This window comes from Thalassoroseus sp., from assembly GCF_984380535.1.
This window is the reverse complement of record NZ_CFHRBF010000026.1, coordinates 18,382-33,820: the sequence shown is the minus strand read 5'-3', so window position 1 is coordinate 33,820 and position 15,439 is coordinate 18,382. Positions and strand designations below refer to the sequence as shown.

Here is a 15,439-nt window from a genome sequence, read left to right as displayed (position 1 = left end):
TTATGACTTGTGTTTTGAGATCAAACAGTGCAATCGTCACTGCGACAGGCGTCAACCGATGTCGTCTGGAGGGCGTTTTGACCAGGTTTTATCGTTGAAACACGACGTCGAGAAAGTCACGCTGGGAGTGTCTCAGCTTCGAAGTGCATTTTGTGAATTGTTGATTTTTTTCAACATCGCTGCAGCAAATTGATTCACAGATTCGGGAAGTATCGCAGGTTGTGGACAGGCTTGACGGACGAATCCGTTGAGACGGTTTGGGACGATTGGAGTCACGATGTCGACAACACGAGTCCTAGCGATTGGTCGGCTCACCGCAGTACTCTTTGGGACCGTTTGTCTGGGAGGGGCTGTCTGGCTGGCGATCGAGGCCGTTCGCGACAAACAGAAAGTCGAAGCCGCACATACCGCGCGTCCGATGGATGTGGAAATTGATCTTTCGCAGGCGTCCGAACAATCGGTGCCCTACCGGCATAGTTTCTCGCGTGCACACAATGAAATCTTGGTGCTCGATGTTCCTTCGCAGCAGTTGCCGGCCGACTCCGAAGAATTGGAACGAATGCTCAACGGACTCACGGGAATTCTGCAAATCACGAAGGCAAATGGTGACGAAGTCCAAACGGTCCCGCTCACGCCTCAAGATGCCAGCATGTTTGCCGGTCAAATCTGGTTAGCGGGTTTTTCACCAATGCCGCCAGGTGATTATCAGGCTAAGATCGAAATTCAGACCGGTGCCGCTGAACTGGCTGGTATCCCCCATTCGATTTACGCGAAATACTTCCTCTGCGGCATCGAGGAACTCCCCGTCTTTGTGATCGGGGGACTCTCGGCTGCCAGCGGATTGATTGGACTTGTCACGGTTGCGATCGTTGTTCCCCGACTTTGGAAGCAAGGCATCTGGAAGGAGCCAGCAGTCAAATCAGAGCCGAATGAACTCCCAAATTGACGATTAGGGTCATGCTTCAAACAGTTCCTTCACCGCGTGATGTTCTTCCACGCCGGTGAGTCGGAAGTCGAGACCACGACTCCGGAACGTGAGGTGTTCGTGGTTGAGACCGAGGAGATGGAGAATCGTCGCTTGCACATCGTGCACATGGACGGGACGATCGACGGGATGGAAACCCAAGTCATCGGTTTTGCCGATGGTGATTCCCGGTTTGACGCCGCCACCCGCGAACCACATGGTAAACGCTTGCGGATGATGGTCGCGTCCTTGTTTGCGTCCCAGAGCGGCGGACGCTTCCACCATGGGCGTTCGCCCGAACTCGCCGCCCCATACGACGAGCGTGTCTTCGAGTAAGCCACGTTGATCGAGATCTCGAATCAGAGCGGCCGTGGCTTGGTCGGTCTGCTTGGCTTGTCCGCGAACTCCACCTTCCACATTGCTGTGATGATCCCAACCCGCATGGTAAACCTGCACAAATCGCACGCCCCGTTCGACCAACCGCCGAGCCAATAAACAATTGTTAGCGTAGGCCGCTTTCCCATCGGACGGGTTCGCCCCGTAGTCCTTTAGAGTGGTCGACGTTTCGTTCGAGAAGTCCACGAGCCCCGGTGCTTCCGTCTGCATGCGGAAGGCCATTTCATAGGCATTGATGCGAGTGTTGATCTCCGGATCGCCCATGACATCAAACTGCCGGCGATTCAGTTTCCCCACGATATCGAGTGTCTCCCGCTGAGCTCTGCGGTCGTATCCGTTGGGGCTGGCGATGTGCAGAATCGGGTCTCCTTGGCTGCGGAATGGAACTCCCGCATGCACTCCCGGCAAAAATCCGTTGCCCCACAACGCCGCTCCACCACTGAGACTGCCGCCACTCTTGAGCACCACGAACGCAGGCAGGTTTTCGGTCTCGCTGCCAAGTCCATAACTGAGCCACGAACCCATCGCGGGTCGTCCCGGAATTCCGCTGCCGGTGTTAACGAAGAGTTGAGCCGGCGCGTGGTTGAAGAGGTCGGTGTGCACCGACTTCACGAACGCGATGCGATCCACCACCGTCGCCAAATGCGGAAGCGCCTCCGACAGTTCCGCTCCCGACTCTCCGTGTTTCGAGAACCGGAATCGTGGTCCCAACACTGCTGCGTCCGGTTGAATGAACGCGTAGCGTTGCCCTTCGATCACCGACGGCGGAATTGGTTTGCCTTCGAGTTTGGCGAGCTCCGGTTTGTGATCGAACAACTCGAGCTGACTTGGTGCCCCCGCCATGAACAGGAAGATCACACGTTTCGCTCGAGGAGTGAAGTGCGGGGGTTTTTGATCCGTTGGACCGGCGGAAGCGGCTTTCGCCAACAACGACGCCAGCGCGACTTTGCCGACACCCACGCCACAATTCTGGAAGAAATGTCGGCGGGCCAGGATGCGGTGATGTTCTTCGACAACTTTATTCATGACTTTGTAATGACCTCATCCAGATTCATCACCGCCCGCGCGACCATCATCCACGCAGCGGTTTCGGGAGATGCATTCGGGACACCAGCAATCTTGGCAGGATCGAGTTCGCCGCGTTGCAACCGGGTGAGTTGTTGGGCGTAGTAGTCGAGCAACAATTCTTGCTCGGCAACCGTCGGTGGCCGAGTGAGCAACTGTCGAAAGATAAATGTGACAGCATCCCGAGCGGACTGCGAATGCCTCGACGCGGCTTCACTGCCCAGTGCACGCGAGAGTTCGAGAAACATTTCATCGTTAAGCAGCGTGAGTGCCTGGAGCGGTGTGTTGCTGCGATCACGTCGGGCGAGACACGTTTCTCCAGACGGCGCATCGAACACCGAGTTCGCTGCGAACGGTGCCGTTCGCTTGAGGAATGTGTACAGCGAACGTCGATAACGGTCCTCTCCCTGCGACGTTTTCCAAGCGGTATTGCCATAGGCGAGTGCTGTCACGATGGCCGGTTGTGGCGGATACACGCTCGGTCCACCAATCTTCGAGGAGAGTTTTCCACTCGCTTGCAGCATGATGTCACGCACGGTTTCCGCACGCACACGGAACCGTGGCCCACGTGCCAGAAATCGATTTTGCGGGTCGCGTTCGCGGAGGTTCGGAGTGAGTACCGATGCTTGTCGATATGTTGCACTTGTAACTATCAGTCGATGCAACCGCTTGCGGGACCAACCTTCACTGACAAACTCACAAGCCAACCAATCGAGCAATTCCGGATGCGTGGGCGGTTCCGACTGGGTGCCGAAGTCACCGTTGGTTCGCATCAATCCGGCCCCAAAGAACTCTCGCCAATCGCGATTGACCATGACCCGCGCAACCAACGGGTTTTCATCACTGACCAACCAACTTGCAAACGCCAACCGATCGGTCGGTTGCTCGTGATCGTCCAACCCAAAGACCGCCGGAACACCAGGTGTGACCAATTCCCGGGGGGAAAGATATTCGCCGCGATGATGCCGATGGGTTTCGCGGGGATTGTCTGCGGGACGTTCCTGCATGACGAGGGTCGTGGGCAATTCGGGAAGTTGCTTTCGCAATGCATTGATGGGCTTGCGAGCTTCAGCCAAGAGTGGTGTCTCACGTAGAAACTGCTGTCGAAGTCGCGCACGATCCTCGTCAGACCAAGATTCCGAATCGCTCGCTAAGATGGTCTCAATTTCCACGGGCAGCGTTTTGGCTCGCAAGCCGTCTCGGTCCGTCGTGGCGGAAATTCGAAACCGTCCGAGACTCGCTGCGAAATGCCGCTCGAAGAGCATTTCGATATCGAGCGTTCCCTGCGGTTGCAGTGGGTTTTCGAGGACCAACACAAGCTGATGCGACTGCCCTTCCCCACCTGATGTGGACCACCCCGTCGAGCCTTCGCCGTCGATCACGTTCATGGCATCCGCCGAACCACTGCCAACGCTGATTTTGCCATAGCTGTGAGATGCGGAAGCAAACGAAATCTTCTGACCGTCTTTTCGTGCGGAGAGTTCGCTCAGGAAGAAATCTCCTTGTCGCCCTTCGTAATACGCACGCCCAGGCCCGCCAGCAGGAAGCCGATCGTCCGGCAGCACTTCCAACCGAATTGCGGTAATCGGCTGATCGAAGTTGTCGAGCGGGAACGTTAGTTGGAACACATCGCGTTTGGTTATGTCCCCCGTGGACAACACGGAACCGTCCTCGAGTTGCTCGAGTTTCGGCAAATTCGTCTTCAGGGAATCGGCTTCGAGCACAGTCCAATCAACCGCGGTTTGGCGTTGTTCTTCGATCCACTTCGACAGTTGCTGTTTTAGGTTTCGCACGCGACTTGCGGCTGGTTCCTCCTCACCTTCCGCAAGCGGAAACTGCTCGGGCAGCTTCGCTTCCAACGCTGCGATTTGTGCTTGGATTTGCCGTTGTTCTTCGACAATTTTCGGAATGGGCACACTGAGGTCGGGTTCGTCGGCATTATTCAGTAATGCCATGAAACGGTAGTAATCGGTGTGTGTGATCGGGTCGTACTTGTGAGTGTGACATTGAGCACAACCGATGGTGAGCCCCATCCAAACCGTACCCGTTGTCGCCACACGATCGACCATCGCATAGAACCGAAACTCCAACGGGTCGATACCGCCTTCTTCGTTAAGCATCGTCTGACGATGGAATCCGGTGGCGATTCGTTGGTCGTCTGTGGCATTGGGAAGCATATCGCCGGCGAGTTGTTCGATCGTAAATTGATCGAACGGCATGTCGTCATTCAGCGCCTTGATGACCCAGTCGCGATATGGCCAAACCGAACGCGGACGGTCTTTTTCGTAGCCGTTCGTGTCGGCGTAACGTGCCAAATCCAACCACGGACGCGCCCAGTGTTCGCCATAGTGCGGGGAGTCGAGCAACTGGTCGACGAGTCGCGTGTAAGCGTGAGGATCGTCGTCCTTCACGAAGGCATCTGCTTCTTCGGGCGTTGGTGGAAGACCAATCAAGTCAAGGTACACCCGCCGAACGATTGTGTAGCGATCCGCTTCGGCAGACGGTGAAAACCCGTTAGCCAACATACGATCGAGCACGAAACGATCGACGGAATTCCTCGGCCAGTGCTGCCAATCTGGTGCGGTAATCTCTGGAACTGCGGGACGGGATGGCGGAGAGAACGCCCAGTGTCGCTCGTATTTGGCTCCGGAGGCGACCCAATTCCGCAGGATTGTTCGCTCTTCAACGGTCAATGATTTCCCGGAATCGGCCGGGGGCATTCGCAGGAACTCATCGTCCGACTCGATGCGGGTGACAAGTTCACTCGAATCCGGTTCATGAGGAGCGATCGCACCGGACTCGATCGCTTGCTCACGAACGTCTAACCGCAAGTCGGCTTCCCGAGAATCCGCATCGGGACCGTGACACGCAAAGCATTTCGCCGCCAGTATCGGACGCACGTCCGTGTTGAACGATGGCGGACGCGCGGCATGGGCGGCAAATGTCGGGATTGCGAGAAACCAAATAACGGCAAAGTGAGCGCGGATGTCAGTCATGTCCTTATTATGGCATTAACAGCATCCGCGGCAAACCGAACGTCACTCCGCGAATTGTTCGTATTGCTTCGTCATCTCCGCCTGAGCTGGTGCTTCGCCCTTGGTCACGCGGAAGCGGAACCGCAGCGTTTTCGTTTCGCCATCTTTCAGTTGAAACTTCGGAAACGGCCCGAAACGACCATAGTCCCGGTACGCCGACCAAATGGCCCCTTTCGGATTCGACGGATGGTTCATGTGCTGAACGGTCCAAGGTTGATCGTCGATGCGGAAGGTGCAGGCGACCCAGGGCAGATCGTGGTCTTTCTTCGGATCGATTTCTTCTTCGTGAAACGTGTATTTCGCGGAACCGTTTTCGGCGACTTTCTGCGAGGGGCGAAACTGCACACCGGCGTGTTCCGGGTCGCCGTCGAGCAACGCATCACCATCGACAGCCGTCAGTTCGCTGACGAAATCGATCACTGCGTACGCGTCTGAAGTGCCGATGACGCGGTATGTCCGTTTTTCTTCGATGATTGGTTTGCCGGTGACACCGATCCAGTCGATCTTGCTCGTGATGGTGCCGCCGTTCTTGTCGCCTTCCGTGGTCAGGAACTCGCGATGTTTCAACTCCGTGTTACGAACGTGCCAAAGGTCATGTTGTTTTCCGCCGTGAGAAATGCGGTTCCAGCCAATGAAGATGCCTCGGTGATGCGGGAATTTTCCGCCAGGACCTTTGGTGAGAGTTTCTTTTCCACCAGGAGCCATCACATGGGCGAACACCTTCGCGGTGTCAAAGGTGAGTTCGGGAGTCGACTTGTCACGCTCGAACATATAACGCACGAGAGGACCGCTTGGACCGATGATGTCGGCGTGTTTTCCTTCGGTGACTTTGACTTCATAAACTTCCGCCGCCCATGTGCAGGTCGCCGCACATAAGATGGCCAATGAACTCACAAGGCATGAACGTAATGGGTCTCGCACTAGAAAACTCCGCGGAATATTGGAATCGCGTCGACACAGCTCCAATCGGTGAAGCCATGAGTGAACCGTTTTTATAAGCTAAAGTCGTTGACTTGGCTTCGTAACGGTTTCTGTCTCGTGAAGTTCGGAAAACAGAGATCGTTTTTTACTCTTCACAAAGACCAAAGACCGTAAAACGGACTAAAGACGGTAATCGGTCATGCGGAAATATTCCAGTCGATACCGCAGACGGCTCAACAGCGGTGAGAAAGACGTGAAGTTCAAAGGGCAAGTTATGTCGGGACCAATGAGTAGGTTTTCAACGACCCGTCGGCATGGGCAATGACGGCGGTTTGTTGGTTTTGTGTGAGGTCCATCCCTCGAGCGGCCGATTTGAGTTCGAGCGTGTGAAACGGTTGATCCGCACCTGGCTTCCAGTACCAAATCGCGCCTTTGCCAGTCCGGTTCGCACCAGCACCGATCACGAAACCAGCACGGTGGAAACGTCCGCTCCATGCGATTCCTTGGAAGTTCTTAGCGACCTTCATCGGTTCGAGCTCGTCTGTTTGCAGATTGAGACTGACGAGAATCGGGTCTTGTATCCCGGCGAACGCGTTTTTGACATTCGTAATACCGGTGCATAAGAGTTGTTCGCCGGCGGGGTCGAACTGTAAATCTCTCGGGCCACCCATGTCTGCCGCAAAGGTTTTGTCGTAGCCCGTCATGACTTTGATCGGGACGGTTTTCTTCTCTTTCTGTTGATCGATATCCCAAATTTTTACGTTGCCGAGCAAATCCTGCGAAGCCAATTCCTGGCGATCGGGGTGAAACACCACCGCATACGGATACCGTTCATGCCCGGCAAATTCCGCGATTGGTGTGCCGTCGGCCTGCCAGAGTTTGATCAGTAAATCATTTCCACAAGTCACAAAATGAGAGCCATCAGGACTGAACCGCACCCAGCGACACGCTCCACGATGAGCTTGCAGCGTTCGCGTCGGTTCTGTCGTGTTCTGGGAGGTGTTCCACCAACACAGCCGACCCCGCCAATCGGCCCCGACGACGGTTTTGCGATCGGGGGAGATATCGATGCACCGCACCCAACTCTGCGGCCCTTGCAGTTTCGTATGCTCGCCGGTTCGCAAGTTCCAACGGTGCACGAAAAAATCTTCCGCACCGGCGAACGCAAATCGTGCATCGGCATCGACTCGGCAAGTCGTCAACGGGCGATCGTGTTTGAACGACAACACTTCATGAGTTTGTTCCGGACGCACACTTCGTTCGGCAACAGCGGGTGGTGTTTGCGCGATGGCGGGGTTGCTCGTCATGATTCAACGATCCCAGATCGAGACAGAGTGAAACTTGCTTACGCCAACAGTTCTTTGATCGGTGCGGCAGCCGGATCTCCGATTGGAATGGACCGCCCTGGTACGTCGTGATCGGCGAAGGTGTCGATTCCAAGCGCGGAGAAATACGTGTGGAACAGATGCCCCGCGTCCACTTCCCGATCAGCAACCGCGGTGCCTTCGTCGTTGGTTTTTCCGATGACGGCACCAGGGACGATCCCGCACCCGCCAAGTGCCACCGACCACGCGGTGCCCCAGTGGTCTCGACCGTAACGCACGTTGATTTTCGGTGTCCGGCCAAATTCGGAATACACCATGACCAATGTATGCTCCAACATTCCACGGTCCGCCAAATCGGCCAGCAACGTTGCGAATGGACGGTCGAATTCGCCGAGTTGTTCGAGGTGGAAATTAAAGTTCTCGGCATGCGTATCGTACCCGTGATGGGAAACCTTCACGCAGGTAACACCTTCTTCGAGCAACGTGCGTGCAAGCACACAATTCCGTGCGAACTCATGCCGACCGTAGCGATCGAGGTCCTGTGGTGTCGGTTCGGCGACGAAGACATCGCGTCGTTTGACCATGCGTTGGGCTTGTTCGAACGAGGCGTTGTAAGTTTCGACATGGGCTTTCCGACGTCCGCTGGCGAAACGCTCGTTCATGGCCAACCGAAGTTGTTGTCGACGCTGTTCGGCGGAGGTGTCGATGCCTTTCGGCAGATTGAGATTGGCGGGTGCTTCGGCTCCGGACAGTTTGAGTTGTGTATATTTTGCTCCCAGAAACGCCGCTGCCGATTGGTCGTTCAAACCGCGAGTGGAAATCGTGATGAACTTCGGAAGTCGAGAATCATCCGGGCCGAGGTACTTCGCCGCGACGGAACCGACATACGGGTAGTCACCGGCTCGTCGTCCCTTTTCCATGAACATCCGACCTTGGCCGTGATCGTTGATTTTGATGTTCACGCTGCGAACGATCGACAGATGATGCATCTGTTGGGCGGTTTCCGGGAGCAATTCGGAAATGTGCACGCCGGGCACTGAGGTCGGAATCGCCCCGAACGGACCGCCGTGTCGCGTACCGGGTTTCGGGTCCCACGATTCCAACTGACTCACTCCCCCTTGCAAAAAGACTTGCAGAACTTGTTTGTGTCGCCTTTGGATTTGCTCACCCGCGATCGTCGGCACCGCATGTCCGACCCCGGCGACAGTCCCGGCTAATGCAGAACCGGCCAAGAAACTTCGACGAGAAAACGCGTGATCGAGCGGTTGGCATCCGGTGTCGCGTCGCATGGAAGGCTCCGGTAGGCAGGAGGATTGGGGTGGAAGGTCAGTGATTGAGGCGAAATTCGGCGGAGGTGATGGTGGCCCAAACTAGTTCTTGAATCGCCGCCAAACGATCGTCGTCACGATCTTCGAGCGTTTGAGCGACCCATTGACTTTCATCATCGGCGGGGTATCGCGAGTAGACACTGAGGAATAACTCGTCGGCTATCGCGGAAACATCCGAAGTTTTCATGAGGCGATCGACCAAGGTGCCAGTGCGTGGTGTGAGCCAATTCTGCGATGTAGCCGCATTCATCAGAAACAATGCCTGTTCGGCAGTGGCATCGAATCCCGCTGTAGCCGATTTCGGGGCGAAGGTCTGGACAACGACTCCCGCTTGAGACCCCAATATCTTCCGCAGTTCTGTCGCCGGATTCGACTTCTTCTTTTCGGCCTCTTGAACCGCTTTGGGTTTCTGTGTCGCGACTAAACCGACGGCTTCCAAAGTCGACCAAGCGAGTTGCTCAGGGGAAAGCGGTTCGAGTTCCGCGACCGCAAACGGTCCGATGCTGTCCATCGGCACGTTCTCCGGCAACCGACTGGAACGTTGATAGGTTTCCGATAGCGCGATCTCACGCAGCATGAATCGAATATTGTAGCCGCTGGCGTGCAAGTGATCTGAAAGTAAGTCGAGCAGTTCCGGATTCGTCGGCGGGTTTTCACTGTGAAACATATCGAGCGGTTCGACCAACCCGCGACCGATCATCATCGCCCACAGTCGGTTGGCAAAATTCTGCCGAAATGCCGTGTTCTCGGGTGCGGTGATTGCCTGCTTAAGTTGTAATCGCCGACTGAACTTCGGTACGCCGCCCGCAGTTTTACTGGGCTTTACTGTGTAGGGGTCTTTTTCGGGAGCCGGTTCGGTGATCGGCTCGAGATCGAGCACTCGGGGTCCCGTTTCGCCTTTTTCGTCGGTGAAGACCGAGGCAAACGTTGTGTTCCCTTCGGCTTTCTCGGCAATGATGTTCTGCTTCGCTTTCTTGTCATTGAAGACGTAAGAGCGATTCACGAATGCGGAGAGTCCGTAGTAATGGCGTTGCAAGTAATCGGGGACGATGGGATGGTCATGACATTGGGCACATTGCATGTCCCGTCCGAGCAGCAGTCGTCCCAGATCGCGTGTGACGAGATCGGTCTCCAACTTCCGCACCAGCAGAAATTTCGCAGCCGGTCGTGTGGCCTTTTTGGTACCATCGGCGGACAAGATCGTCCCGATAAGTTCATCGAGTGGCGTGTTCTTCGAGAATTGCTCGTGCAACCAATTTCGCCATTCCGCATCGGGAATATAACTGCCCTTACGACGCTCGATCAGCATGACGTCGAAAGTATCGACGAGATGCCAAGTGTGCCGCGGGTCGGCTAGCAAGCGGTCGACCAGATCACGTCGACGCGTCGGTGATGAACTTTCGAGGAACTCGCGTGCCTCGTCGACACTGGGAATCACACCGACGAAATCCAGATAGATTCGCCGCAAGAATTCCGCATCCGAGCACCGTTCTCCTGGGACTGGTGGATCTGGAGTCAGGCCGCTGACACGATCGATCTCGGTATGGAGAGGTCTTTGGGCAGTTGCGGGGGGCGCCGCATGCAACGCGGTCCCCATCCCCAAGAGCAAAACGGACAGCAACAACGGCTTGGAATTCATCCGGAAATCCCAGCGTGAGAGTCAGAGAGATGTCGATCACCGCTCACAATAACGGATCAACACTCTGTTATGTTACCAACTCACACATCCGAGTTTCTAGATTGATCCCCCCAAGAATCCGAAAACTTATCGTTTTTCTTCGATGGATTGAAGTTGCTCGCGAAGTCGTTGAATCTCTTGTCGAAGGTCTTGAATTTGTTCCATCGCTTCGCGAAGTTCTCCGTTTCCATGACTTCGACGTTGCCGTTCGAGGTCGCGTTCGATTTCTTCCGCATGTTCGGTTACGCGGTCGGCGATTTCGTTTAGCCCTGCATGACGAAGGTGTTCAACGGCGGCTCGCATATGGTCGAGACGTTCTTCCGGCGGTTTTTGTCGCTCGTGATCGATGGCAACATGCGAACGACGAAGATTGTTCCCCAATTCTTCACTAGTCCGTTTGATTTCCTGCTGAAGTTCTTCCGCGACCTCGTCGAAGCCCCGTTGAACCGCCTCACGATGCTCCGCCAGTAACCGCTCCAGTCTGATTCGTAGTTTCTGGATTTCGCGTCGTTGGGCTTCGGTGGAAGGGGCTCTGGCTTCTTCCGCGTCTTGACGAACCCGTTCGGCATGCTCGTGTTGACGGATCGCGATGGCATGGTGTCGTTCCATTCGCTCGCGTCTCTCTGCGGCATGGAGGACAAAAAAAAGCCCGGCCATAATGGTGATCATCCCGCAAACCAGTATTCTACGTGACATCGATTTGCTCCTTGGTTCTCAGGTAACTTGCGGAACCGCAAGTGTTCAGATCACTTCACCGGTCGGAAGAAGTCCGCGATGACCTCCCCATCCGTCGCCACTCGTCCTGTCTCATATATGGTGAGGCACCGCGAGGAGGTTGTCTAGTACTTCTCCACTGTCGAGCAATCAAACTTCATAAAGATAACGGTGCTAGAAATCCGTCGTTGCGAGCCTCGATATCACGCAACGTGACACAACTCGCTGCGGAAATTTCTCATCTTTTTGCGGCTATTGCCGTTCGGTATCGCTAGAAACCTCTGCTTGTCGTGGGATTCGCTCCTGACGATTGTGTTCCGCTTACACGTTCACACTGACATTGCTGTCATCAATATTACCCAGCTGATCCAGCAATGGTTGCACGACATCACGAAGAAATGACGTCACTTGTTCCGGGGCCCGGCCAATGTATCGCGTTGGATCAAGTGCATCGTCGAATTGAACCTTCGCGAACGCTGGATCGTTCTGCAGGCGTTCGAGCAAATCGTTCACGCCGTCCCCTTCTTTGATGCGGCTGGCGGCTTCGTGAGAATGAACACGGATGCGTTCGTGGAGATCTTGTCGATCACCACCGGCTTGAACACCGGCCATCATGATTTCTTCCGTTGCCATGAATGGCAGTTCTTCGGCCAGATGTCGAGAAATCACCGAAGGATACGCCTTCAAGCCTCGGGCGATATCGGTGTAGAGAATCAGGACGGCATCAATCGCCAAGAACGCCTGCGGCAACGAAAGCCGTCGGTTGGCACTGTCGTCGAGTGTGCGTTCCATCCATTGGGTGGCCATGGTTTGTTCGGCGTTGGGGCCGAGACTCATCGCGAACCGAGATAAAGCACACATCCGCTCCGCTCGCATCGGATTGCGTTTGTACGCCATCGCGGAGGAGCCGATTTGCTTGGTCTCAAATGGTTCTTCCAATTCTCGACGACTTTGCAGTAAGCGTAAGTCAGAACCGGCTTTATGAGCCGACTGCCCGATTCCGCTGAGCGAGTTCAGAACCTGAGCATCGATTTTGCGGGAGTAAGTTTGGCCGGTGACTGGGTAGGTCTCTTCGAACCCCATTCGTGCGGCGACCATTTTGTCGAGTTGCTCGACTTTTGCGTGATCGCCGTTGAAAAGTTGCAAGAAACTTGCCTGTGTCCCGGTGGTGCCTTTGACACCACGGAACCGGAGACGATCCAGACGGTGTTCGATCTCTTCCAGATCGAGAATCAAATCGTAACACCAAAGGGTTGCCCGTTTTCCAACCGTTGTCGGTTGCGCAGGTTGAAGGTGCGTGAACCCAAGACACGACAAAGACTTATGACGATCGGCGAAGTCCGCCAGAGCCGCGATGACAGACCCCAGGCGTCCACGAATCAGCTGAAGACTTTCACGAATCTGCAGGAGCTCCGTGTTGTCTGTCACGAAGCAACTCGTTGCACCTAAGTGGATGATACCTCCCGCGTTGGGGCATTTTTCCTTGTAGGTTTCGACGTGGGCCATCACATCGTGACGGCGTTCGCGTTCGTGGTGGGCGGCCCGTTCGAAGTCAATGTCATCCACTGCAGCGGATAATTCCTCGACTTGTGCTGGCGAAATATCCAAGCCGAGTTCGCGTTCACAGTCGGCAAGCGCGACCCATAAGCGTCGCCAAGTGGAGTGTTTGCGTTGAGCGCTCCAGATTTCGCTCATCTGCCGCGATGCGTAACGCGAAATCAGCGGATTTTGATATTGGGTATGCCGAGATTGATCCGCCGCCATCGTGTGTGGCCTTTCATCGAACGCAAATGGACGTCAAAGTGGATAGAAACAGGTCCGAGCATAACCAAATCCGAATGCAGAAAAAAGTTGCCCGAAGGACTGGCAAATTGACGGACGGGTTATTAAACTGCGAAACTTTCCGGTTCCCCACGAACTATTGGCTCGAAATTGCAATAAACTATGCCGAATTCAACGAACGCTAAGAAAGCTCTTCGACAAAGCCAAAAGCGTCAGGCTCGTAATCGTTCCCAACGCAGCGAGCTCCGTACGTATGTGAAGAAAGTCCGCCAAGCTGCGGCTGGCGATGATCAGCAAGCCGCCGAAGATGCCTTCCGGGCTGCTGCGAAAAAGTTGGATCAATCGGCCGCTAAACGGCTGATCCATCCGAACGCTGCTGCTCGTACCAAGAGCCGTTTGTCTAAGCTGCTGAAGAAGAGCAAAGAAGCAGCGGCCAGCTAGAATAATTGCGAATCGCGGTACAATCCGCACGGTTCTGGCGAAGAGAATCAAGGCTGACGTCGATAGATTGAAAGACGTCAGCTTATTTTTTTGCCGGAGAATCGCAGATGAGTTTGTCGCCGATCGGGCTCGTCGGTCCCGCGTTGCTTGCCGGGCAGGTTGCCGGTAGTGCCGCGATTTCTCTGGGACACGGCTTCGGTCAACTCTTGCAAGCTGCCGCCGGCACCACAACGGATAGCGAATCAACCGCTTCCACCACCGCAAACACAACAAGTTTGCTGCCAGCTACGCGTTCGTTGTCGCAGAACTTTCTTCGTGGCGATGTGAAAAACTTCGCTTCCCAACTCCGAGAGCGGCTCGCGTCGCTGTTTGGTCCTGGCGAAGATTTTCAACTGCGAATCGATGCCAATGGCGACACGGAGTTCAACGGCACAAATATGTCGCAATCCGTTTGGGAACAGGCATTTGGGAATGATGGCTCTCTGCAGAACCTGGTGGCCGATCTCTCTGATCGCTTGAGTCAACTTGGTACCGGGACTTCGCTGACGTTGACTCCCGGCCGGACTCAAATTCACGGCAATCAGGTTTAACGAGAAATCCACGGATTTCGAATTCCTTGGCCTGAGCGACCGAACAGGCTCCACCCGAGCAACCCGAGCAACCGATAAAGTCGATAACACCGATCCAATATCAGGATTGTTTCACGGTGAACGGCTTTGGGAGAAGCGAGGGCCTCTATGCATTCGACATCGCTCACAAAGATGGTCTGTCTGTTGACATTCATCTCATTCGCCGGAGCCGTACAGGCTGAGGAACCTCTCATGCCGATCACGGACGCAGGCAACGCCAGCGTTTCGTTCCCGGCCGAGTTCGAAACGGAAACACCCGTTGCCGAACCTGGGTTGGAAGACTGGGGTGCACACCCGCCAGAAGAAGTCTTCGAAACGCCACATCACGACGCGATGCACGAATCGCATCATGAGACCCACCACCAACATCACCATCACCACCACTTACCGCACGAGCACGAGGAAGAACGGGGGCGGTTTGTGGTGACGCCGTTCTATCGAGAATTCGATAGCGATCTCTGGGACAACACCTTCAAAGGCATGAGCGGGTTCCATGTCGGAACCACGTTCTGGAAGCCTTGGCACGAACTGGGAGGGTTGCACGTTCGCAAGGGATTCATCACCGAATTCACCTTCGGCACGATGGACGGCGAAGACAACGTGAACTTGAACGGTGCGGCACTCAGCCCATTCGAGACGAGCGTCTTCAACTATCGTGTGGAAGATGCCCAACTTTACGCGGGCACGATTGGGTTGGCGTTGGAAGCGACGAAGTATTTCGAGTCGACCGATACACGTTGGGACGTCGGCATGGCTCCGACGCTCAATATCGGGAACTTGAATGCGGATATTCAGGCCAACACGCCTCGGCCCGGTGACAGTCAGTATATGCTGCGAGCTGTCCCCAGCGACAACGGCACGCTCGTCAACTTTGACATGCGGTTTTGGACGGGGATTGCCTTGCCGAACGATATGCGAGCCGGTGTGATGGGCTTCATTGGCTACGGCGAAACCGATGCCGTCTTTGGTCGTAGCGAGCAATTCACATCGTACGGCGGCGGGTTGTATCTCGACATTCCGACCCGCTTCGTGCCCCACGAATTCCCCGCACCCGCCGGTACCTTCCAATGGCTGGAAGTCCTCTGCGGCGAGCATTGAAAACCGGAGTTCGCGAGACGCTTGGGGATATCGGGCCGTTCGAAACGGGCTGTGTCTGGCATC

12 protein-coding genes are annotated in these 15,439 nt (G+C 55.3%); 4 read left to right on the top strand and 8 right to left on the bottom strand.

From position 1 onward, the window contains the following. The first annotated feature begins 277 nt into the window (after positions 1–277). Positions 278–946 (top strand): hypothetical protein, encoded by a 669-nt coding sequence (locus AC5DDB_RS27705; protein WP_491743019.1) that lies wholly within the window; start codon positions 278–280, stop codon positions 944–946. Positions 947–955: 9 nt separating this feature from the next. Here AC5DDB_RS27705 and AC5DDB_RS27700 read toward each other — a convergent pair whose 3' ends face one another. From AC5DDB_RS27700 to purB, 8 genes are all read right to left on the bottom strand, one after another. Then, the gene (locus AC5DDB_RS27700) at positions 956–2,386 is read right to left on the bottom strand and encodes a DUF1501 domain-containing protein (protein WP_491743018.1); all 1,431 of its coding nucleotides are present in this window, start codon (positions 2,384–2,386) and stop codon (positions 956–958) included. Further along, complete coding sequence (locus AC5DDB_RS27695; protein WP_491743017.1) at positions 2,383–5,421, bottom strand: PSD1 and planctomycete cytochrome C domain-containing protein; 3,039 nt, start codon at positions 5,419–5,421, stop codon at positions 2,383–2,385. Before AC5DDB_RS27695 ends, AC5DDB_RS27700 begins: the two co-directional genes overlap by 4 nt. Before the next feature lie 42 nt (positions 5,422–5,463). Further along, on the bottom strand, positions 5,464–6,354 hold the full coding sequence (locus AC5DDB_RS27690) for a DUF6807 family protein (RefSeq protein ID WP_491743016.1): 891 nt from the start codon (positions 6,352–6,354) through the stop codon (positions 5,464–5,466). A 299-nt stretch (positions 6,355–6,653) separates the two neighbouring features. Further along, complete coding sequence (locus AC5DDB_RS27685) at positions 6,654–7,688, bottom strand: WD40 repeat domain-containing protein (protein ID WP_491743015.1); 1,035 nt, start codon at positions 7,686–7,688, stop codon at positions 6,654–6,656. Positions 7,689–7,726: 38 nt separating this feature from the next. Further along, positions 7,727–8,995: a DUF1501 domain-containing protein gene (locus AC5DDB_RS27680; protein ID WP_491743014.1), complete on the bottom strand. Its 1,269-nt coding sequence runs from the start codon at positions 8,993–8,995 to the stop codon at positions 7,727–7,729. A gap of 37 nt (positions 8,996–9,032) precedes the next feature. After that, on the bottom strand, positions 9,033–10,673 hold the full coding sequence (locus AC5DDB_RS27675) for a DUF1553 domain-containing protein (RefSeq protein WP_491743013.1): 1,641 nt from the start codon (positions 10,671–10,673) through the stop codon (positions 9,033–9,035). A gap of 126 nt (positions 10,674–10,799) precedes the next feature. Beyond that, positions 10,800–11,408, bottom strand: coding sequence for a hypothetical protein (locus AC5DDB_RS27670; protein ID WP_491743012.1), 609 nt, complete (start codon positions 11,406–11,408; stop codon positions 10,800–10,802). Positions 11,409–11,747: 339 nt separating this feature from the next. After that, positions 11,748–13,190 (bottom strand): adenylosuccinate lyase, encoded by a 1,443-nt coding sequence (gene purB, locus AC5DDB_RS27665; RefSeq protein ID WP_491743011.1) that lies wholly within the window; start codon positions 13,188–13,190, stop codon positions 11,748–11,750. A gap of 180 nt (positions 13,191–13,370) precedes the next feature. On the opposite strand from purB, the gene rpsT reads away from it, so the two are divergent. From rpsT to AC5DDB_RS27650, 3 genes are all read left to right on the top strand, one after another. Beyond that, positions 13,371–13,649 (top strand): 30S ribosomal protein S20, encoded by a 279-nt coding sequence (rpsT, locus tag AC5DDB_RS27660; protein WP_491743010.1) that lies wholly within the window; start codon positions 13,371–13,373, stop codon positions 13,647–13,649. A gap of 107 nt (positions 13,650–13,756) precedes the next feature. Then, positions 13,757–14,239: a hypothetical protein gene (locus AC5DDB_RS27655; RefSeq protein WP_491743009.1), complete on the top strand. Its 483-nt coding sequence runs from the start codon at positions 13,757–13,759 to the stop codon at positions 14,237–14,239. A 231-nt stretch (positions 14,240–14,470) separates the two neighbouring features. Then, complete coding sequence (locus tag AC5DDB_RS27650; protein ID WP_491743008.1) at positions 14,471–15,376, top strand: hypothetical protein; 906 nt, start codon at positions 14,471–14,473, stop codon at positions 15,374–15,376. The last annotated feature ends 63 nt before the right edge of the window (positions 15,377–15,439 follow it).

Bases quoted from the DNA above. Each gene is read 5' to 3' on its own strand.
- AC5DDB_RS27650 (WP_491743008.1), top strand. From the start codon at position 14,471: ATGCCGATCACGGACGCAGGCAACGCCAGCGTTTCGTTCCCGGCCGAG.
- AC5DDB_RS27685 (WP_491743015.1), bottom strand. From the start codon at position 7,688: ATGACGAGCAACCCCGCCATCGCGCAAACACCACCCGCTGTTGCCGAA.
- AC5DDB_RS27675 (WP_491743013.1), bottom strand. From the start codon at position 10,673: ATGAATTCCAAGCCGTTGTTGCTGTCCGTTTTGCTCTTGGGGATGGGG.
- AC5DDB_RS27700 (WP_491743018.1), bottom strand. From the start codon at position 2,386: ATGAATAAAGTTGTCGAAGAACATCACCGCATCCTGGCCCGCCGACAT.
- AC5DDB_RS27705 (WP_491743019.1), top strand. From the start codon at position 278: ATGTCGACAACACGAGTCCTAGCGATTGGTCGGCTCACCGCAGTACTC.
- AC5DDB_RS27680 (WP_491743014.1), bottom strand. From the start codon at position 8,995: ATGCGACGCGACACCGGATGCCAACCGCTCGATCACGCGTTTTCTCGT.
- purB (WP_491743011.1), bottom strand. From the start codon at position 13,190: ATGGCGGCGGATCAATCTCGGCATACCCAATATCAAAATCCGCTGATT.
- rpsT (WP_491743010.1), top strand. From the start codon at position 13,371: ATGCCGAATTCAACGAACGCTAAGAAAGCTCTTCGACAAAGCCAAAAG.
- AC5DDB_RS27670 (WP_491743012.1), bottom strand. From the start codon at position 11,408: ATGTCACGTAGAATACTGGTTTGCGGGATGATCACCATTATGGCCGGG.
- AC5DDB_RS27655 (WP_491743009.1), top strand. From the start codon at position 13,757: ATGAGTTTGTCGCCGATCGGGCTCGTCGGTCCCGCGTTGCTTGCCGGG.
- AC5DDB_RS27695 (WP_491743017.1), bottom strand. From the start codon at position 5,421: ATGACTGACATCCGCGCTCACTTTGCCGTTATTTGGTTTCTCGCAATC.